This is a genomic window from Paenibacillus marchantiophytorum (assembly GCF_014640555.1).
Classification (GTDB): domain Bacteria; phylum Bacillota; class Bacilli; order Paenibacillales; family NBRC-103111; genus Paenibacillus_E; species Paenibacillus_E marchantiophytorum.
The window spans coordinates 86,250-106,002 of the sequence record NZ_BMHE01000013.1 but is presented as its reverse complement, the minus strand read 5'-3'; the positions used below and the strand labels follow the sequence as shown (position 1 = coordinate 106,002).

General features: G+C 47.9%; 22 protein-coding genes and 1 riboswitch. Of the genes, 19 read left to right on the top strand and 3 right to left on the bottom strand.

Annotated elements, in window-relative coordinates; translation table 11 throughout:
- The first annotated feature begins 22 nt into the window (after window positions 1-22).
- From IEY34_RS14935 to IEY34_RS14850, 18 genes are all read left to right on the top strand, one after another.
- On the top strand, window positions 23-289 hold the full coding sequence (locus tag IEY34_RS14935) for an aspartyl-phosphate phosphatase Spo0E family protein (RefSeq protein WP_189012672.1): 267 nt from the start codon (window positions 23-25) through the stop codon (window positions 287-289).
- Window positions 290-350: 61 nt separating this feature from the next.
- Window positions 351-878 (top strand): hypothetical protein, encoded by a 528-nt coding sequence (locus IEY34_RS14930; protein WP_189012671.1) that lies wholly within the window; start codon window positions 351-353, stop codon window positions 876-878.
- 32 nt (window positions 879-910) lie between these two features.
- Window positions 911-1,061: riboswitch (cobalamin riboswitch) on the top strand.
- 559 nt (window positions 1,062-1,620) lie between these two features.
- Window positions 1,621-2,634, top strand: coding sequence for an ABC transporter substrate-binding protein (locus tag IEY34_RS14925; RefSeq protein ID WP_373291251.1), 1,014 nt, complete (start codon window positions 1,621-1,623; stop codon window positions 2,632-2,634).
- Window positions 2,635-3,672 carry a FecCD family ABC transporter permease gene (locus tag IEY34_RS14920; protein ID WP_189012669.1) on the top strand — a complete coding sequence of 346 codons (1,038 nt, stop codon included), beginning with the start codon at window positions 2,635-2,637 and terminating at the stop codon, window positions 3,670-3,672.
- Window positions 3,673-3,677: 5 nt separating this feature from the next.
- Window positions 3,678-4,454, top strand: coding sequence for an ABC transporter ATP-binding protein (locus IEY34_RS14915; protein ID WP_189012668.1), 777 nt, complete (start codon window positions 3,678-3,680; stop codon window positions 4,452-4,454).
- 23 nt (window positions 4,455-4,477) lie between these two features.
- Window positions 4,478-5,545, top strand: a complete 1,068-nt coding sequence (gene cobT / locus IEY34_RS14910; protein ID WP_189012667.1) for a nicotinate-nucleotide--dimethylbenzimidazole phosphoribosyltransferase — start codon at window positions 4,478-4,480, stop codon at window positions 5,543-5,545.
- Window positions 5,546-5,570: 25 nt separating this feature from the next.
- On the top strand, window positions 5,571-6,167 hold the full coding sequence (gene cobU, locus IEY34_RS14905) for a bifunctional adenosylcobinamide kinase/adenosylcobinamide-phosphate guanylyltransferase (protein WP_189012666.1): 597 nt from the start codon (window positions 5,571-5,573) through the stop codon (window positions 6,165-6,167).
- Between the two features lie 5 nt (window positions 6,168-6,172).
- Window positions 6,173-7,150, top strand: coding sequence for an adenosylcobinamide-phosphate synthase CbiB (gene cbiB, locus IEY34_RS14900; protein ID WP_189012665.1), 978 nt, complete (start codon window positions 6,173-6,175; stop codon window positions 7,148-7,150).
- Window positions 7,123-7,974: an adenosylcobinamide-GDP ribazoletransferase gene (gene cobS / locus IEY34_RS14895; RefSeq protein WP_189012664.1), complete on the top strand. Its 852-nt coding sequence runs from the start codon at window positions 7,123-7,125 to the stop codon at window positions 7,972-7,974. The genes cbiB and cobS overlap by 28 nt, the downstream gene beginning before the upstream one ends.
- Window positions 7,975-8,012: 38 nt before the next feature.
- Window positions 8,013-9,107, top strand: coding sequence for a threonine-phosphate decarboxylase CobD (gene cobD / locus IEY34_RS14890; protein ID WP_189012663.1), 1,095 nt, complete (start codon window positions 8,013-8,015; stop codon window positions 9,105-9,107).
- A 4-nt stretch (window positions 9,108-9,111) separates the two neighbouring features.
- Complete coding sequence (locus IEY34_RS14885) at window positions 9,112-10,722, top strand: cobyric acid synthase (RefSeq protein WP_189012662.1); 1,611 nt, start codon at window positions 9,112-9,114, stop codon at window positions 10,720-10,722.
- A complete protein-coding gene (locus tag IEY34_RS14880) occupies window positions 10,719-11,288 on the top strand; it encodes a cob(I)yrinic acid a,c-diamide adenosyltransferase (RefSeq protein ID WP_189012661.1) in 570 nt (189 codons plus the stop codon). Before IEY34_RS14885 ends, IEY34_RS14880 begins: the two co-directional genes overlap by 4 nt.
- On the top strand, window positions 11,285-12,226 hold the full coding sequence (locus tag IEY34_RS14875; RefSeq protein WP_189012660.1) for an RluA family pseudouridine synthase: 942 nt from the start codon (window positions 11,285-11,287) through the stop codon (window positions 12,224-12,226). Before IEY34_RS14880 ends, IEY34_RS14875 begins: the two co-directional genes overlap by 4 nt.
- Window positions 12,227-12,340: 114 nt before the next feature.
- Window positions 12,341-12,706, top strand: coding sequence for an arsenate reductase family protein (locus IEY34_RS14870; RefSeq protein WP_189012659.1), 366 nt, complete (start codon window positions 12,341-12,343; stop codon window positions 12,704-12,706).
- Window position 12,707: 1 nt separating this feature from the next.
- The gene (locus IEY34_RS14865) at window positions 12,708-13,811 is read left to right on the top strand and encodes a site-2 protease family protein (protein WP_373291255.1); all 1,104 of its coding nucleotides are present in this window, start codon (window positions 12,708-12,710) and stop codon (window positions 13,809-13,811) included.
- Between the two features lie 58 nt (window positions 13,812-13,869).
- Window positions 13,870-15,045: an aminotransferase class I/II-fold pyridoxal phosphate-dependent enzyme gene (locus IEY34_RS14860; RefSeq protein WP_189012657.1), complete on the top strand. Its 1,176-nt coding sequence runs from the start codon at window positions 13,870-13,872 to the stop codon at window positions 15,043-15,045.
- Window positions 15,046-15,139: 94 nt separating this feature from the next.
- Window positions 15,140-16,276, top strand: coding sequence for a DNA sulfur modification protein DndB (locus IEY34_RS14855; RefSeq protein ID WP_189012656.1), 1,137 nt, complete (start codon window positions 15,140-15,142; stop codon window positions 16,274-16,276).
- Window positions 16,276-17,454, top strand: coding sequence for a DNA sulfur modification protein DndB (locus IEY34_RS14850; protein WP_189012655.1), 1,179 nt, complete (start codon window positions 16,276-16,278; stop codon window positions 17,452-17,454). The genes IEY34_RS14855 and IEY34_RS14850 overlap by 1 nt, the downstream gene beginning before the upstream one ends.
- Window positions 17,455-17,811: 357 nt before the next feature.
- On the opposite strand, the gene clpP is transcribed toward IEY34_RS14850, so the two are convergent.
- The 3 genes from clpP to IEY34_RS14835 are packed head-to-tail and all read right to left on the bottom strand — an operon-like array spanning window position 17,812 to window position 19,349.
- The gene (clpP, locus tag IEY34_RS14845) at window positions 17,812-18,399 is read right to left on the bottom strand and encodes an ATP-dependent Clp endopeptidase proteolytic subunit ClpP (RefSeq protein WP_308423019.1); all 588 of its coding nucleotides are present in this window, start codon (window positions 18,397-18,399) and stop codon (window positions 17,812-17,814) included.
- Between the two features lie 15 nt (window positions 18,400-18,414).
- On the bottom strand, window positions 18,415-18,933 hold the full coding sequence (locus IEY34_RS14840; RefSeq protein ID WP_189012654.1) for a hypothetical protein: 519 nt from the start codon (window positions 18,931-18,933) through the stop codon (window positions 18,415-18,417).
- The gene (locus IEY34_RS14835; protein ID WP_189012653.1) at window positions 18,933-19,349 is read right to left on the bottom strand and encodes a MerR family transcriptional regulator; all 417 of its coding nucleotides are present in this window, start codon (window positions 19,347-19,349) and stop codon (window positions 18,933-18,935) included. The genes IEY34_RS14840 and IEY34_RS14835 overlap by 1 nt, the downstream gene beginning before the upstream one ends.
- Window positions 19,350-19,513: 164 nt before the next feature.
- Here IEY34_RS14835 and IEY34_RS14830 point away from each other — a divergent pair, with 164 nt between their 5' ends.
- On the top strand, window positions 19,514-19,741 hold the full coding sequence (locus IEY34_RS14830) for a DUF7667 family protein (protein ID WP_189012652.1): 228 nt from the start codon (window positions 19,514-19,516) through the stop codon (window positions 19,739-19,741).
- Window positions 19,742-19,753 lie beyond the last annotated feature (12 nt).

Here is a 19,753-nt window from a genome sequence, read left to right as displayed (position 1 = left end):
CTTGTAGTAGGGAGGGATGAGCATGGCTTTTATGGAATACCAACTATCAACCTATCAGAAACATATTCAAATTCGTGAACAAGATTTCGGAAAGTGTTGGTTGACTAAGCGTGCGAAGAAGCGGAATTCCCTCATCTTACTCGAAGAAGAGATTCATTCTTTACGACGTAAGCTGGAACAGTTGGTTCTCGATGGGGAAGAAATGACCTCTGAATCTGTCGTCGAATTGAGTACAATCCTAGACCAAAGAATAAATGAATATATGAACAACGGGAAGAAAAGTCGGTGAAAACCGACTTTTCTCGCGACTACAGAAGGATATAGATCACATACGGAGGTACGTTCACAACATGAAAGCGAAATGGCTGTTGGTTATGATGGTTGGACTTATGGTACTGCTGGCAGGATGTGGCGGGCCTAAGCCAGATGTTTCTATTTTTATTATGGGATCAAGCGGGTTCCCGAGTGAAGCGGCGGAGAAATTGGAAGTTTCGCTGAAATCCAAGGTGGGCGAGACCCCTACGGTCAAGGTTGTTAGTTCCCCTATTTTCTCTCTGGAGAAAATGATTGTAGAATTAGCTGCCGGCGGCAATGGCATCTTCATTCTTGCCGATGACCAGTTTAAATCCCTCAGTAATCAAGCAGGTTTCGTGTCCTTGGATGATACGATTAAACCGGAGGATTACCCGGATGGGGTCGTCGAAATCAAAGAAGAAGGCAAGCCGTCCGAAAAGCATTTATACGGAATTCCGCTTACAGGAAACAAGTGGATGAAAGAGCAAGGCTTTGAAGGCAAAGGGTTGGTAGCGTTCATTCCTCAGAATGCGCCAAAGCTGAATGAAGCCAAGCAAGTGCTCAAAGTGATTGCACAAAAGTAACAAGAAGTCTATAATCGACAAAGAGATTGATAGTCAAATACGCCGCCATAGGTGCTGGCAAGCTTATTCCTAAGCTTGTCTGCTTAAAAGGGAAGCCGGTTGAAGTCCGGCACGGTCCCGCCACTGTAATCCACGCAAGCGAAGGTGGAAAGTCAGGATACCTGCCCATGGAGCCTTTTTACGACATCCTTCGAGGAAAAGGATCGCGTTAAATCAGGAAGCAAACGTCAAGTTGCTGAACACCGCGATTTATCGTCCCTCTGTTCCTTCAGGAACAGGGGGCTTTTTTGAAATATAAGAGTTTATATGAACGCGGAGTTACTCCAGCTAGCTCGCACGAAGGGACTACGTTGCGCTGTTCTAGCCAAAAGTGTCATTATCGGGAGTTTGAGGGAACTACAGTACGCTATAATTCTGAAAACCGCCATATTCCAGGCCAGAGGGAACTACGATCCGCTATTTCACCGTTTCCCGGTTGGAATCAGCAGGTTCCGCTTAAATAGCGGATCTCAGTTCCTTTTCATGTTACTTTTACCCCAGTTTCCGCCAGTTAGCGGATCATAGTTCCTTTTCACACGACGCTCTCTGTCATTGCAAAGCCCAAAGGGAACTACGATTCGCTAGATTGTTAAAAACCGTTATGAAGATGTTCATCTCTAAAGGCGGCAAAGCCGCTTTCTTATTAGGCTCAAACCGGCTAAGATCAATCGAAATCAAGCATAAAGAGAGAGGGTTAATGATAATGGAAAAGAAGTTTGTCAAAAAAGCGCTGATTCTTACAGTTGCGTTAGCAACGGCAGTCAGTTTAGCGGCTTGTGGGAAGAAAGAAGCAGAAATAACGAATCCATCGAAGCTGGGCGGCGAGGGGACCAAAGCGCCAACGGTGACAACAACACCGGCAGCAGCAGCGAAAAAGACCGTTTATCCATTGAAAGTTAAAGATGCAACAGGCAAAGAGTTTACGTTTGAGAAAGCGCCGGAGAAGATTGCATCCGTATCACCGGCAGAAACCGAGGCACTGTTTGCTCTAGGTTTGGAAGCTAACATCGTAGGTGTCTCGGATTATGATGATTATCCTGATGCGGCAAAAACCAAGCCCAAATTAGGCAGTATCACGAAACCTAACCAAGAAGCGCTGATTGCCTCCAATGCGAATATTGTGTTTACAGGGGTTTCGATGAAAGTAGATACGGTGGAGCAGCTTCGCGCATTGAATGTTAACATTTTCAAAGTAGAGCCTAAGACGCTGGATGATGTGATTGCGAACATTCAAACTTATGGACTGATTACAGATCACCAAGAGCAAGCGGAGAAAATTGTTGTCAAAATGAAGGCAGACCGTCAAAAGGTTGTCGACGCGGTCAAAGATGTGAAGCAAGAGAATAAGAAGAAAGTCTACATTGAATTCAGCCCAGGCTGGACTGTGGGCAGCGGAGAATTCATGGACGAGTTGATTAAGCTATCAGGCGGTATCAATGTAGCTGGAGACGGAAAAGGCTGGTATCAAATCAGCGAAGAGAAGATCATTCAGCAAAATCCGGCGGTTATCCTTTTCGCTAACGGCGTTATCGATACGAAGAGCAAGAAATCACTGGACGAAATCATCCGTACGCGCAGTGGCTGGGATACGATCGAAGCCGTGAAGAACAAGCAAGTGATCGGCCTTGATCAAAATATGCTGAGCCGCCCGGGACCTCGATTGACAGACGGACTGCTTCAAATGGCTAAAGGCATTTATCCCGAACTGGTGAAATAAATGAAAAGAAAATTAGTGCTATGGGGAGGAGTAGGAGTTATACTCCTTCTTCTTTCTATTCTGGTGAGTTTATCACTGGGAACAGCGAATCTGCCTGTCTTGCAAATCGCAGGAATACTGGGCAAGCATATCCCATGGCTTGGGGACTATATCGACACGAACTGGCAGCAATCAGCAGAGCAAATTATTAATAAAGTGCGATTTCCTCGCGTCTTGCTCGGCATTCTGGTGGGTGCGGCGCTGTCTATCGCGGGTGCGGCTTTTCAAGGTGTTTTGCGAAATCCCTTGGCAGATCCGTATGCGCTCGGGGTATCGTCAGGGGCATCGGTTGGCGCAGCTTTCCTCATCTATTTTGGGCTGCAGATGGCGTGGTTCGGACAATGGTCGATTCCGATTGTTGCTTTCATTACCGGACTTCTTTCCTTATTTCTAGTTCTGAAGCTCGCTCAAATCGAAGGAAAGCTCAAGATGGAAACGTTGATCTTGTCAGGCGTTGTTATGCAAGCGTTCCTAGGGGCCATCGTATCGTTCATGGTTTCGATTTCCAAACAGGTGATCAATGAGATCGTTTTCTGGCTAATGGGCAGCCTGGCGATGCGCGGCTGGTCGTATATTTACATCATTACACCCTATTTGCTTATTGGCATTATTGTGCTCTTAGGCTATGCGCGTTCTTTGAATTTGCTCGCTTTGGGGGAGCGGCAAGCGTCACATCTAGGCGTCAATGTCGAGCGGACCAAGTTAGTCGTACTGGTCGTGGCTACTTTCCTGACGGCAGCTGCCGTATCGGTTGCTGGTGTTATTGGATTTGTCGGTCTCATCGTTCCGCATCTGGTCCGATTGGTTGTAGGACCTGATTATCGCTTGATTATTCCTTTATCCGCGATTGGCGGAGGGGTCTACGTTCTGTGGGCGGATACGCTGGCTCGCACGGTATTAAGTCCAACCGAAATTCCACTGGGTGTCATAACAGCCTTCTTGGGCGCCCCGTTTTTTGCGTATTTGCTACATAAGGATAAGAAAACGTTAAGAGGTTGATCAACATGATTAAAGTGGAGCACCTTTCGCAAAGCTTCTTGGAGCAGCAAGTACTGGAGAAGATTACCTTCGAGGTCAAGCAAGGCGAATTTTTTGGCATTATCGGACCCAACGGAAGCGGGAAGTCGACGCTGCTTCGACTTTTATCCGGCATGGATCCTGTGAAAACCGGGAAAGTCCAGTTGGATGGACGAGAAGCGTCAGCTTTTTCCCGCAAAGAATTGGCGAGATGGCTTGCTGTGCTGCAGCAGGATGCGCTTCCTCCGGTAGGATTTACGGTTCGTGAAGTGGTGGAGATGGGGCGTTATCCATTTCAGAATTGGCTAGGCGAGGATTCCGCAGATGCGGAGGGTTTAATTGATGGAATCGTGAGACGGCTGCATTTGGAGCCATTGATCGACAGGACCATTGAGCGGTTAAGCGGCGGGGAACGACAGCGTGTTGCGCTGGCCAAAGTGATGGCACAACAGCCACGGCTGCTGATGCTGGATGAACCGACCACCTTTCTGGATATTGGGTACCAGGTCCAAATGATGGATTATATGAGAGAATGGCAGAGCGAAGCGGAGTTAACGGTCGTTGCGGTTCTGCATGACTTAAACTTGGCTGCTCAGTACTGCACGCGTTTGATGGTCATCCACAATGGGCGAATGGCTGCCATTGGAACGCCTGAAGAAATCATAACCAGTGAACTAATCAAAGAGGTGTATGGAACAGAACCAATCGTTCTGCGCCATCCTGTCAACGAAGCACCGCAAATTTTGTTGCAGCCAGGCAAATAAGTGAAATATCGGAGGATGACATAATGAGCAAGTTAGCGACTATTCTTAATCGTATTGAGCCGATTCATGAAGAGGCAGTGAATCAAGCGAACAATCATTTGAACCAATTAACCAAGCCGCAAGGAAGCCTGGGCAAGTTGGAAGATATCGCGCGTCAGGTTGCGGGCATTACGGGTGAAATCATGCCTGATTTGGACAAAAAAGCCGTCATCGTCATGGCTGGCGATCATGGTGTCTGCGAGGAAGGAATCAGTGCATTCCCTGCGGAAGTGACGCCGCAAATGGTATTCAACTTCCTATCCGGCGGGGCTGCGGTTAATGTGTTGGCGAGGCATGCCGGCGCTGATGTCATCTGCGTGGATATGGGCGTTAACGCGGATTTGGAGCATCCAGAGCTTGTTTCGCGCAAAGTGCGCAAAGGCACACGCAATATGGCGCGGGAATCGGCTATGACGAAGGAAGAGGCTGTACAAGCTATCCAGGCGGGCGCTGAGCTCGTTGATGAGCTGGTAGAGAAGGGATATCGCCTTTTCGCCACGGGGGAGATGGGGATTGGCAATACAACGGCTAGCGCGGCTATTCTGTGCGCGCTGACGGGTCTGGACGCCAGCATAGCCGTTGGCCGTGGAACAGGCATTGATGATGCCAAATGGCTGCATAAGCAGGCTGTGGTGAACAAGGCCTTGGCCATAAACGGGCTGGGCCAAGGCGATGTGGCAAGCGCTGATTATGCGCTTGATGTATTGACGAAAGTCGGCGGACTAGAGATCGCCGGACTGGTAGGCGTGATTCTGGGCGCAGCGAAGAATCGCTGCCCTGTCGTTGTCGACGGCTTCATCTCGTCGGCAGCAGCGCTTGTGGCGAGCCGATTAGCACCGCTAAGCGCGTCCTATATGCTCGCCTCGCACTTATCGCAGGAGCAGGGACATACGAAGATGCTCGAAGCGGTTGGCCTCTCGGCGATGCTGCAGATGGATATGCGCCTGGGCGAGGGGACAGGCGCTGTGCTTGTGTTCAACGTGATCGATGCCGCAGGCAAGATCATGAAGGAGATGGCGACATTCGATAGCGCAGGCGTGTCACGGGGGTAAGTGAAAGGAAGGGGGCGAAGGCGACATGGCGGTTCTGGTAACAGGCGGCGCGCGAAGCGGCAAGAGCTCGTTCGCCGAGAAGCTTGCTATGCATGACAGCAAGCAGGGGATATATATCGCTACCTCCTACATCTATGATGAGGAAATGAGGGAGCGGGTCGATCTGCACAAGCAGCAAAGGCTTGATTCCGGTTATCCGTGGGATACGCGTGAGGAGCCATATGACTTGCAGGAACTGCTGCAGCAGCTTCATACGAGCGGCGCAAGCGGGGAAGCTGCGGTGCTGGTGGATTGTTTGACGCTGTGGCTGACCAATTGGCTGCTTAGGTATGAGTCCGAATCCAATGCGGCAGCGCTGGCGATGGCACGGATCGACGATCTGGCAGAAGCCGTTGCTTCCTACAGGGGTCCGCTTATCCTCGTCACGAATGAAGTAGGAGACGGCATCGTGCCGGAGTATCCGCTTGGTCGCAGCTTTCGAGACTTGGCAGGACGGATGAATCAACGATTAGCACAAGTATGTGATGAGGTGTTCCTGGTCACGGCAGGGATACCGATTGAGATCAAAAGCAGCGCTTATCGACTGGAAGAACGCAAGTCGTCGCTAAGTATGGAACGGTGATTACCATGTGGATGTACTCTTGGCAGGAAATCGTTATCATGACGGCTGCGGCCATTGTCGTAGATTGGATTCTCGGAGATCCGAATTGGCCGACCCATCCGGTTATTCATATCGGACGCTGGATTCGCGGCATCGAAAAGATGCTGCGCAGAGAAAGCGATTCACCTGGATGGTTGCGGGCCAAAGGCATTATGCTTACACTGTCAACCCTCACCGTAAGTTTCGGCACTGTGATGGTGCTGATTCTGGCTGCTCGTTCGATTCATGAATGGCTTGGGTACGCTGTCTGTACCTGGCTGATTTCTACAACGATTGCTATCAAAGGCTTAAAGGATGCGGCCTATCTGGTCTATCGTCCGCTGCGCAAGGGTGAACTCACTGAAGCTCGCAAGTACACCGGCTACATCGTAGGCCGGGAAACAGGCGAGCTCGGTGAGGAAGAACTGACGCGCGCGGTCGTTGAGACCGTGGCCGAGAACATTGTCGACGCGGTGATCTCGCCCTTGTTCTACGCGCTGCTCGGCGGGGCGCCGCTCGCGATGCTGTACCGGGCAGCGAATACGATGGATTCGATGGTCGGCTACCGAAATGACAGATACCGTCATTTCGGCTGGGCGTCGGCCCGCTGGGACGACGTCATGAACTGGATTCCGGCCCGGCTGACCGGCCTCCTGCTGATCCTCGTTGCCCTGCTGCAGCCGGGCCTCTCGGCGAAGCGCTCGGCGGCTGCGATCCGCCGCTTCGCGCACTTGCATCCCAGCCCGAACAGCGGAATTCCAGAGTCGGCGGTAGCCGGGGCACTCGGAATTGAGCTTGGCGGGCTGAACGTCTACGGCGGCGCGGCAAGCGAGCGCGCCCGCCTGGGCTGGCCGCTGCGTCCGCGGACGCAGCAGGATATTGTCTACGCCGTCCGCATGTTGTACGGCGTCAGCTTCGTAGTGATGGGAGGATTGCTATGCGTAATGCTCGTGTGGTTGTTCTAGATTGGCTGCGGGCCTGTCTGGCGGCCTTTCAGTTTCTTACCCGTTTGCCGATTCCTGTGCAAATTGAATATACAGAGCGGGTTTTTCGGCGCAGCGTTGTATTCTATCCGCTCGCCGGGTGCGTAATCGGCTTGCTTTTATTGCTGGCTGGCAAAGGGTTGGGTCTCATCCTGCCTCCGATGCCTGCGGCAGTGCTGCTGCTGGGGCTGTGGATCGTCTTAACGGGAGGACTTCATCTCGATGGTTTGATGGATACGGCAGACGGAATTCTGAGTCATCGGCCGCGCGAGATGATGCTCGAGATCATGAAAGACAGCCGGGTTGGAGCGATGGGTGTCATCGTCTGCGTCTTGCATGTGCTTCTCAAGTTTGCAATTCTTTATTCCTTATTGGACTTGCATATAGCTGGTCACGAAGGAGGCGTAAGCTTTCTGCTTGTGTTGGTCCCGGTTTGGAGCCGCTGGTTCATGGTCATGGCGATCTATGGCTGGCCTTATGCGCGCAAGGAAAGCGGGCTTGGCAGTCTTTTTCGCAGTGTGCGCAAGCCGCATGTCAGCTGTTCTTTTTTAGTAGCCCTTCTTACAACTACGATTACTGCGAGCTTGGCGCTAGGCAAGGGTTCTTATGCTGTTCTGGCAGATCCGAGAGTTTGGATCATCGTTTGCGGTTACATGTTGGTGACGGTGATAGCCGGTTGGATCTTCGCTGCCTACATGAATAGCAAACTAGGCGGGTTAACAGGAGATACCTACGGCGCTTTGAATGAGTTGTTGGAAACGGTCTTGCTAGTCGGGGTTCTCCTGATAACCTTGACACAGTTTTAGAGGGGTTCATCCTATTGGTTATGAGAGGAGCAAATTGGATGCTCGAACGTTATGGACATGGCGGGGATCTGTGGACCGCTGAGGAAGCCTTCGGTCAACCCAAGGAAGCCTTTCTGGATTTTAGCTCGAATATGAATCCGCTTGGTCCGCCTCAGGCTGTTAAGATCATCCTAAGCGAGGGCTGGCGCGATATTGTTAAATATCCGGACCCTGCCGTACGCGAGCTGCGCAGCAAGCTGTCTGCGAAGTACGCTATTCCGGTTGAAAGTATTCTGGTCGGGAACGGTGCGGCGGAACTGATTGATTTAACGGCAAGAGTCCTCAAGCCCAAGGTTACTGGACTTGCCAGACCTTCCTTCAGTGAATATGAGGAAGCTGTGCATAAATCCGGGGGCGAAATTTACAATATTCCGCTTCAAGCAGAATATCAATTCGAACTGCAGCAGCAAGATGTGGAAGCAGCTTATGCATCTGTTGATCTGTTCTTCCTGGGCCATCCGAATAATCCGACAGGCAAGCTTATACCAGGGCCCGTTCTGGAGGGGCTTGTGCAGAGCGGTCACCGCTGTGTACTTGATGAAGCTTTCATGGAGTTTGTGCCCAATGAGCAGGATCATTCGCTGCTGCAACAAGCCGCTAATAATCCACAGCTATTGGTAATTCGTTCTATGACCAAGTTTTATTCGATCCCAGGCATACGTTTAGGTTTTATGGTGGCGCATCCGGATTGGATCAGGCAGATAGAGCAGCTGCAAGTGCAGTGGAGTGTGAATTATTTGGCGCAGCGTATAGGGTCGTCGGTACTTGATGATGTGGATTACGAAAGTAAAAGTTGGCAGTGGCTGCACGAAGAGAAGACATGGCTGATTCAGCAGTTAGGACAATTAGGTCTGGAAGTTGTGTCTAGTGAAGTGAATTTCCTGCTTTTTTCCTTCCCGCTGTCTATGGGAATTACGGTCAAGCAAGCTCAGCAGCATATGGGGCAGCAAGGTATTTTGATTCGGGATGCTTCTTTGTTTGAAGGTCTTGATGAACGTTACTGCCGAGTTGCGATCCGACTTCGAGAAGACAATGAACGGCTAATCGCCGGATTACATAACATGCTGTCAGATTTCAAGATGAATCGAGGGTAAGGTCATGACAAAAGCGACTGTGCAAGCAGCCACATTGATGGTTCAGGGCACTGCCTCCGATGTGGGCAAAAGTATTTTAACGGCGGCGATATGCCGTATTCTCGTTCAAGATGGCTGGCAAACGGCCCCTTTTAAATCACAAAATATGTCCTTGAATTCCTACGTGACTTTTGACGGCAAAGAAATCGGTCGAGCGCAGGGCGTTCAAGCGGATGCCTGCAAAATCCTCGCGACAACCGATATGAATCCAATTCTCCTCAAGCCCAAACAAGACATGGTGGCCCAGGTTGTCGTTCACGGTGTTCCCTTCTCCGATCTGGATGCGCGAACCTATCGGGAGTCATATTTGCCGCAAGCGGAGATCATTGTGAAGGATGCTTTGAAACGACTGCGCAGCGAGTATGATGTGGTGGTGCTCGAAGGTGCGGGGAGTCCGGCAGAAGTGAATTTAAAAGACCGGGATATCGTGAACATGCGTTTGGCCGGCTGGGCGGATGCCCCTGTACTGCTTGTAGCGGATATTGATCGTGGCGGCGTATTCGCTTCTATCGTAGGGACATTGGAGATTCTGACGCCAGAAGAGCGAGACCGTGTGAAGGGCTTTATTATTAATAAATTCCGTGGCGACGTCAGCTTGCTGAAGCCGGGCTTGGATTGGCTGGAGGAGAGAACAGGCAAACCTGTGCTCGGTGTTATTCCGTATTTGCCGCAGCTCGGGATCGAGGATGAAGATTCAGCTTCCCTGGACTCGAAGAGAGTGCAAAGTAAACGCAATGACAGTTATGGAAGCGGCAAAACGGCAGATCAATTGGATATCGCGGTGATTCGCTTGCCTCGTCTTTCGAACTTTACGGATTTCGATCCGCTGCAAGAAGAGAAGGACGTCCACTTCCGTTATATTACGCATCTGGCTGACTGGGGAGAACCTGACGTGATTGTGCTGCCCGGCAGCAAAAATACGATGGACGATCTGCGGTATTTGAACGAGTCGGGCTTAACGGAGCGTATTCAAGCTTTTGTCCATCAGGAGGAAGGTTGGGTCGCCGGTATTTGTGCAGGCTACCAGATGCTGGGCAGCAAGCTGCTCGATCCGGATGGCTACGAATCGGACCATCCCGAATTAGCGGGGCTGGGACTACTGCCGACTGAAACGGTGTTCACTGCGGAGAAGCGAACGGTTCAGGTGCATGGCAGCAGTACGCTTTTTGCTGAAACTCCTAACAAACTGCTTATTGAGGGTTATGAAATTCATATGGGACGCACACGTTATTTGCACGAGGTAGAAAGCCCATTTCGGATTAAAACATCGCTTGAAGATTCAGAGGGCCATGCAGATAGTTGGCATGAAGATGGAGCGGTGGCCGAGGAAGGCCGTGTCTGGGGAACTTATTTGCACGGGATATTGCACAATGATGACTTCCGCAGGGCATGGCTCAATCGGATTCGCCAGCAGAAAGGACTAGGTCCTGCTGCGGAAGGACTTCGGTTCAAAGAACGCAGGGAAGCTGCCTTCGACAGGCTGGCAGATCATGTGCGAAGCCACTTGGATATGCAGCGCGTTTATGAGATGATGGAACCATATAAATCCAGGAACAGGGAGGCAGGTACCCGATGAAAATTTATACGCGCACCGGAGATGCAGGGCAAACTGGCGTGATAGGCGGCCGTGTGGATAAAGATGATGATCGCGTAGAAGCTTATGGAACGACGGATGAGTTGAACTGTCACGTAGGTCAAGCGATAAGCTTCATGGACCCGGCGGTGTATCCCGATTTGCTGCCGGATTTGCAGCAGATTCAGCATGAGATTTTTGATTGCGGTTCCGATTTGGCGTTATTGAAGCCAGAGCTGCGGCCTTATAAAGTTACAGCAGAAATGGTCGATGCGCTAGAGGTCTGGATTGATCAATATGATAAAGAAACTCCGGATATTACCCGTTTTATTTTACCTGGAGGCGGAACGGTTTCTTCTACCCTTCATATTTGTCGAACGGTGTGCCGCAGAGCGGAACGTCGCGTCGTTACCCTAGCTCGCACACAAGAAATAAATCCTGAGGTGCGCCGATATTTGAACAGACTATCAGATCTCTTCTTTACGATTGCCCGCACGGCCAACCACCGTGAAGGTATTGAGGATGTCACCTATATTCGCAGTGCAGAGGTGTTTAGACGCAAATTATGAGTTATTATGAACCTTTAGTATATATCGTGCCGCCAGAGGAAGAGGGCTTTATTCTTAAAACGGTACTGCAAAAGAGATTGATGGTTTCCCGCAAACTGCTTTCCCGCATTAAACTGACGGAGCAGGGAATCACAGTGAATGGTGTCAGACAGTATATTAACATTAAAGTGAATGCCGGAGATCGTGTGGAAATTCGGATGGAGGAAGAAGAGTCCGAGGATATCCTGCCGCAGGATCTGCCTCTGCATATTCTTCATGAGGATGATCATTTGCTCATTCTAGCCAAAGAGGCCGGCATCATCGTGCATCCCACGCATGGTCATTATGTGAATACGATCGCCAACGGTGTTGTCCATCATTGGCAGCAAGCTGGGATTACTTGCCGCTTCCGTCCGATTCACCGGCTAGATCAAGAAACGTCAGGTGTTCTCGCAATTGCCAAGACGCCCTATGTTCACCAACAAATTTCGGAGCAGATGATTCAGCATCAGGTAAAAAAAGAGTATCTAGCCTTTGTTTGGGGGACAGTAGCGGATGCGAAAGGCACGATTAATGAACCGATTGATCGCGATCCTGAGCAGCCTCATGTGCGTATTGTAAGGCCAGATGGTTATTCAGCCGTCACCCATTATGAGGTTGTCCAGCAGTTCGCACAGGCCGCCTTAGTTCGGATTTGGCTGGAAACTGGACGTACCCATCAAATTCGCGTGCACATGCGTCATTTGGGGCATCCGCTGCTTGGTGACAAGATGTATACGCTGCCTGAGTATGATCAGGGATCCGCTGCGGAGGAAGTAAATCAAAGGCTCGATCGACAAGCCCTGCATGCTCATAAACTAGGCTTCGTGCATCCAGGCACGCGAACATGGACGGAATATTTGGCTCCACTGCCCGCTGACTTGCTGACTTTGCAAACTTGGCTTGAAAAAAACAACTAAAATGCGAAAAACCATCCCCAAATGGATGGTTTTTCTTTGGGTATAACTTGACTTTCCCTTACATTTAGCCCAGAATTTTAAATAGATCTGACTTATAAAAGGAGTTTTCGCATCATGCCGGTAAAAGTGTTTTGTTACGATAAATGTGGGACATGCCGCAGCGCCATCAAATGGCTGAAAGTCCATGAGGTAGATATCGCAGAAAATATTCCTTTGTTCGATACGCCGCCTTCCGCCAAGGAGCTTGCCAAGCTGCTAAGCGACAGCGGTTTGGAGATCAAGAAGTTCTTCAATACATCGGGTGAAGTGTACAGAGAGATGAATTTAAAAGACAAGCTGCCAGGCATGTCGCAAGAGCAGATGCTCGAGCTGCTGGCTTCGAATGGCCGACTAATTAAACGCCCTATCGTTACCGATGGGCATAAGGTTACTGTAGGATTTAAGGAGCCGGAGTTTGAGCAAGCATGGGCGAAGGGGTGACGTGAGGTTGGAAGAAAAAGAAAAACCACCCGCTCGCAAAAAATCACCACTGGCTATCGGCGGCTTTATCGCTGTTCTGCTATCACAAGGCAAGCTGCTTCTGGCTGCCTTGAAGTTCGGAAAAGTCGGCGGAGCCATTATTTCGATGTTCATCACGATTTGGGCTTACGCCTATCTGGCCCCATTGCCTTTTGTAATCGGCATTGTTTTCTTGGTTCTCATTCATGAGCTGGGGCATGTCTTTGCAGCCAAAATCAAAGGGCTCCCGGTATCCGCGCCTGTCTTCATTCCGTTCCTCGGTGCCCTCATCACGATGAAAAAGAATCCTTCCGATGCGGCGACAGAAGCTTTTATCGGAATCGGAGGGCCTGTTCTAGGAACACTTGGAGGCGTAGCAACATTCGGTTTAGGTGTTTATATGGATTCTCCCGTCCTTGTAGCAATTGCTTATGCGTCGTTTTATCTTAATTTGATTAATTTACTGCCGATTCATCCGTTAGACGGAGGCAGAATTTCAACTGCAGTAACACGATGGTTATGGGTGCTAGGACTAATTGGCGGTTTGGTTTTTATTTTTTATCTAAAAAATTATATAAATCAAGTTATTTTCTTGGTGATCTGGGCGATGTTTGCTTGGGATTTATACAAGAAATACGTGAAATTTAGAAATCGTGAGGAAATTGTTTCGGTTTCTACACGTTTTGAGTTCGCAGCGAACCATTTGCTGGAGCAAGGTTATATGATCCCAGGTGAAAGCCATACGCGAGAACTTGACTATACAACGTATTCAGAGATCCAAGGCGCGGGAGAAGGCAGACAAGTTATCATTATGCATTGGCAGGGGATTGGCTTCGAGGGGCATGCGTATTTGCCTCAGCAATCCACAATCAAAAAAGTTCAACTAGTCAAGGTAGAGCGCGTGCAGAAAGAGACTAGTTTTTTCTTGGGACTTCAAGTGCAAGTGGATTTCTCGCCTCTTGGTGTGCAAGAACGCTATTATGATGTTCCAACAAGCACACGATGGAAGTTCGGGATCGCTTACCTTACTTTAGTATTATTTTTACTCTATATGATCAGATTGGTTCATCAAGTAGGTATTATCTAAGTTTACGTATTATTAGTTAATGGCATTAATTGAATTCAACATAATGAGGAACTAACCCATGACAATTAAAGGTTCGAAACGACTTAGTCAGTTAGGCTCTGCTATTTTTTCGGAAGTTGCAGATTGGAAGAGAGAGGTTATGAATCGAGGGGTAGACGTCATAGATTTAGGTATAGGAAGTCCTGACCTGCCGCCGTCAACTCGAATCATTGAAGCATTCACAGAAGCTGTACAAAATCCTGACCACTATGGTTACCCCACATCGGAAGGAAGTCTCGCTTTTCGGACAGCAGTTGCCAAGTGGTACCGTTATCGCTTTGGTGTAGAGCTGGACCCCGAGCATGAAATCCTAACCTTGATGGGTTCACAAGATGGTTTGGCTCACTTAGCGCTTTCACTCTGCGATCCAGGGGACATTGCCATTGTACCCGATCCAGGATACCCTATATATTCGGCAAGTTTAGTGCTGGCAGGTGTTGAGCCCTACTTGCTCCCACTGCGTGCTGAGCATAATTATTTACCCCAATTAGTAGACATTCCAGTAGACGTGGCTGCCAAGGCGAGATTCATCCTGCTTAACTATCCGAGCAATCCGCTGTCTGCTGTTGCAGATCGTGCTTTCTTTGAGCAATTAATTGCCTATGCCAAGAAGCATGATTTGCTTGTCGTACACGATTTAGCCTACTCTGAAATGGCTTTTGACGGCTATAAGCCAATGAGTATTTTAGAGATAGAGGGCGCTAAGGAGGTTGCAGTTGAGTTTCATTCTTTATCCAAAAGCTTTAATATGGCAGGTTGTCGCATCGCCTTCCTAACCGGGCAAGCGGACGCTGTGAAAGCTTTGAAGACACTGAAATCAAATATTGATTATGGTGTATGGGGGGCTATTCAAGCGGCTGGAATTGCAGCATTACAGGAAGATATGGAACATGATCATTCTGTCGCTGATGTTTATCAGAGAAGACGTGATGTCTTCATCACCGCACTTGAAGTTGCGGGCTGGAAGATCACACCTCCTAAGGCCACGATGTTTATTTGGGCCGCTATTCCTAAAGGGTGGACATCTCGACAAATTTCCCGGGAAATGCTTTATCACGCTGGTGTTGTCGTTATTCCTGGAGACGCTTTCGGAGCGGAAGGTGAGGGCTTTGTACGTATCGCCTTGGTACAGGATGAAGCTAGGTTGCTGGAAGCGGCAAGACGAATAGGAGATTGGCTGCGAACACTAGAATGAAAATTAGAGATTTTGGTAAAAATAGGAGAATGAGAGACATAGTGAATCATTTCTGTGAAAATTAGAAATTTTATAACTTGAAAGGGGTACCTATATGGATGTTATTTCGTCTTTATCTGAGCTATTAGCTGAACAGAAGCCTTCGTCCTTCGTTGAAATTCCTGGTGTGTTAGGACAGACGTTTGGGCAAGCAACAATTGCAGCTACCTTACCTATGAGTAAACTATTTTCGATTTATGAAGTGGATTTAGAGGTGCAGCGTGCGATTATTCCTCGAAATCTTTCGAAACTGATCGACTATGTAAACTTGTATTTGGAAGATCGTCAACCTATCTATTTCCCAGGTATTATATTTTCGGCCAGAGGCGCCGGTCATTATGATGATGATCAACAAGCCCTGCGCTTGCAGCCGATTGAGAAGCTTTATGTGGTAGATGGCCAGCATCGCTTAGCTGCTTTCCAACGCATTATGGAAACGCTGCAGAGCCAAATGGCACGTGCCAAAGATCGGCGCGAATACGACAAAATGGAAGAGATTACGGAGAAATTGCGTAGACTGTACGCATTCCCTATTTCGACGATGACCTATTTGGACATTAATGCACGACAAGAGCGCCAATTATTCTCTGATATTAATAAATTGCCGCGCAAACTCGGCGGTAACCTGGCCGTACTGCGTGATCAACGTAGATTTTATCATGTTGCAGCTACAGAACTTGCTGCCAAAGCACCAGCTATGCAGAAACTGACCGTAGATATGTTCTCGGAAAGAGGCAAATCACCTGAATACCTATTCTCGTATCATTTGTTAATTGAAATCTTGGTTGCCCTATTCGAAGGCAGAATGAAATCAGCAGCCCGGAATAACGGCTATCAATATGAAGAGAAAGAACTGCAAGACCTGGTTTCACTAGGTGGAACCTATTTCAATGGCTTGCTGAACTACTTGCCGGAACCAACCAAGGGTGAAGCGGTATGGTCCGAAAATATCCAGATTGCCTTAGCGTTATTTATTCACGAAGAAGCTACCAAACCTGGTAAATTCAATCGATATGCGCTTGAGCATGCGCTGAAAATTCTGCCTCATGTGAATTGGAACGGCATTTATGCCGGCGACGAGAAAGATCGTTTGCCAAGACGTACGCGCATTATGAAGGCCTATAACTTTATCAAAAACTTTTATCAAGAGCAGAATGCATTTCTGATCAGTGACAAGGAGGACGTGAGCTAATGGAAGGATTACGCCTGAAGATGACCATACATCCTTTTTGCGATAAGTTCGGACTTTCAACCGTAGCTTTGCGCGTCCAGGATTTGTTGAACTATACGATGATTGATCCGATGGTACAGCGGAAATTAAGCAACATGCAAAGACGTAAAATTTCGACCTACCTTCAAGAACGTGAGTTGGATCATGTTTTTTTCGGTCCCGTGACCCTTTCGCTGCGTGAAGTGAACCAATTGTCCAAAGGGGAGAAGGAATTCCTTTTGAGACATGGCTCCAAGCTTTCAATCCTGGACGGACAGCATCGAATTCTGGCGCTTGGCTATGTGAATGATCAAATGCAGAAAGAAGTTCGACGTTACGAGAAGAAACTGGTTGTGCTCAAAATCAAGCAGCGCAAATTCCCGCAGGATGCCGAAGTGAAGCAAGAAGTGGATGAAACCGAAGGAACGATTAATCAACTCGAAGGCAGACGCCTGGATCTGATGGAAACACAGCTTGCTGTGCAGATCTATATTGGGTTGACCGAGGAAGAAGAACAGCAGCTCTTCGGCGACATCAATTCCAAAGTCCAACTGGTCAGCAAGGAGCTTGGACATTCCTTTGATTCTATTGATCCGCTGAATCTGGTGATTCAACAGGTTGTCGATCACAATGTGTATTTGAAAGCTGTTGGCGTTGAGCGACGCAGCAATCTGACATCCTTCAACCGCAACTTTACGTGCTTCAGCTGGCTCTATGCAACCGCGACGATGTTGTTCTCGGGCAGAATGCAGCCGTCTTACGAACTGCAACGTAAAATTCGCCAAGATCCTTCAACTTATGTTGAAATTTTGCACCAATTCTTCAACACGATCTTGCCAATGATGCCGGAACAACCGGGGTTAGCCCAATATACCTCTGCGAATCGGGTCATTCAGGAAAGCATTGCGCTGTATGCGAATCGGTTCTTATTCCCGAATGGACAGTACAACGATGAGTGGACTTCCTGCCTGCAAATTCTCGACGGCTTCGATTGGTCCCACGGCAATGAGGAACTGATCTATGTCTTCGGCGCTCTGGATAACGGGAAAATTAATCTGATTCACGAAAAATCACTGAAAAAGCATGTGAAGCTGGTGCAATTCTTCTTAGAGGGCACAGATTCGGATAGTGCTTCCGAGGATGAAGTTACGACAGCTTAATAAGGAATGCAGCGGGGGCTGTTGCAAAAGGTCGTTAGACTTTTTGCGACAGCCCCCGTTTTGTTCTTCATTGGACGGTGCCTTACCTTATGAACTCCATAGCTCTTATTCGATCAAAATGAGCACATTTGAAAATGTAACGAATTCCAGAAGCGTTATTGCAGGAAAAAGATCACCATTCCACCTGAAAACTACAGCATAAAGCGGTTGTAGTTCGTTAGTTTCACAAAGTAGCCGTTTTCGCGTCTATAAGTATGATACGGTTCGTTAGAAGCGCCGCTAGATATCCCGCTCGCTGTCTGAATCCCGGTCTATATTGAGACGATCACGCTTTCAAAAGCTTCTTGCATGGTTAGATTATTTGGCTTTATGGAGGATATCATCAATCAATCCATAATTTTTGGCTTCGATCGGATCCATGAAACGTTCTCTGTTTGTGTCCAACTCAACTTGCTCAACAGCTTGTTTGGTTTGTAGAGCTAATATTTGGTTGATTTGGTTTCTTAATCGTAAGATACGTCTAGCACTTATTTCTATGTCTGATGCTTGGCCTCGCGCTCCACCAAGTGGCTGATGAATCATGATTTCACTATTAGGCAGAGAAAAGCGTTTTCTCTTTGCGCCACTGGCTAATAAAAAAGCACCCATGGAAGCTGCTATGCCTACACATAAGGTTGAGACATCGGCTTTGATAAATTGCATTGTATCGTAGATTGCTAAACCGGCTGTTATGGAACCACCTTGCGAATTAATATACAAACTAATATCTTTTTCGGTATCAGATGCATCTAGAAATAAAAGCTGGGCAATAACCATGTTTGCTGTTTCATCGTTTATTTCTCCAGTTAAAAAAATGATTCGATCTTGCAACAGTCTGGAATAAATATCATAAGAACGCTCGCCTCTTGTGGATTGTTCAACCACGTATGGTATTTGATGTAGGATAGTTATCCCTCCTAATTAGCAGTCTACGCGGTACTTCTTTTCAAGATAGGAATACTCATTATGGCGTATCTCCATTATCTTCGATTGAACACTTAGGAAATCAACTTTATCTTGTGGAATGGGGGATAATAATTCTTTTAACCGACCGATTACTTGGTCATTTACGGCCAAATGTTCAGATTCATCTTCATGGACGAAATGGATAGGAATGCTGTGATGGATTTCTTTTATGTTATTCAAGCAGTTTGTGTAGCGGAGCCCAACGGTGATTGCGGCTTCTCCAATGTTGATGGCGGATTGTGTGTAAATTTCAATAAGCACATCCTTATCTCGTTCTAAGTTGACTAGAATTAGTTTAGACATATTTTCTTTATATCCATTTAGATTAGGTGAACGATAAAGACCATCAGGGAGTTGAATACTTACTTCAGCTAGCTCGGTTTTCATAAAGTCAGCAAGGGGAAATTGAACCCACAAATGGTTCATCCCTTCTTCGTTTTCCATAACTGGTTTGGCTAATTGGATATCAAGCATTACTGATCCTCACTCCTTAGCACTTGAGAAATAGAATCGATGACTCGTTGTTTTAATTCAGCCGAAATCCGGGGACTTATGGTAATAAGGATATCCTCGTTAATTCTATGTGTCTCATTCTCTAGAACACGGCTTGATTCATAGAGGTGCAGCTGTTGACCAATTTTTTCAATTTCAGCAAGTGAGAGCAATTTTAATTTATCTTGAATCGCTGCAAGAGTTTCACCCGTTTTTGTTAAAGTGAGTATAGAGCGAAAATAATGAAGGTGTAGATCGGTATACATTCTTTTGTTACCGACTAACTCTAATGGTGGCACCATGCCAATTTGTGTATAATATCTGACTGTTCTTAAATTCATACGAGAATCATCTTTTTGAAGAATATTCGCTAGTTGCTGTGCCGTAAAAGTATCCATTAAATCAACTCCGATACATATCACTGTATTAGTTACACTTAACTGTAATATACACAGTTTACTGTAACTAAACTAGAAAGTCAAACCCCCACTGTTTCATTCGTCCGTTCTTTGACCATACTGCATAATGTTAGCTACTTAACAAGCAGGAGGGCACCCGAACTATGTTGGCTGTTCATCAACGTATGGCGGAGTTATGGACATTACGCAGAGCGCGCGAGCTGACACGAGCAGAGCAGGATGAGTTGCTGCTGTGTATGGAAGCTAACGCAAGCTACGTATGGAACCGATTGAAATTGGAAAATTTATCACTTTGTGCATCCTTGACGGAAGACTATGATTGGCTGCATGAAATATGCGAACGCATCGAAAAGCTTGAACCGAAGCACTGACCTCCCAGGTCG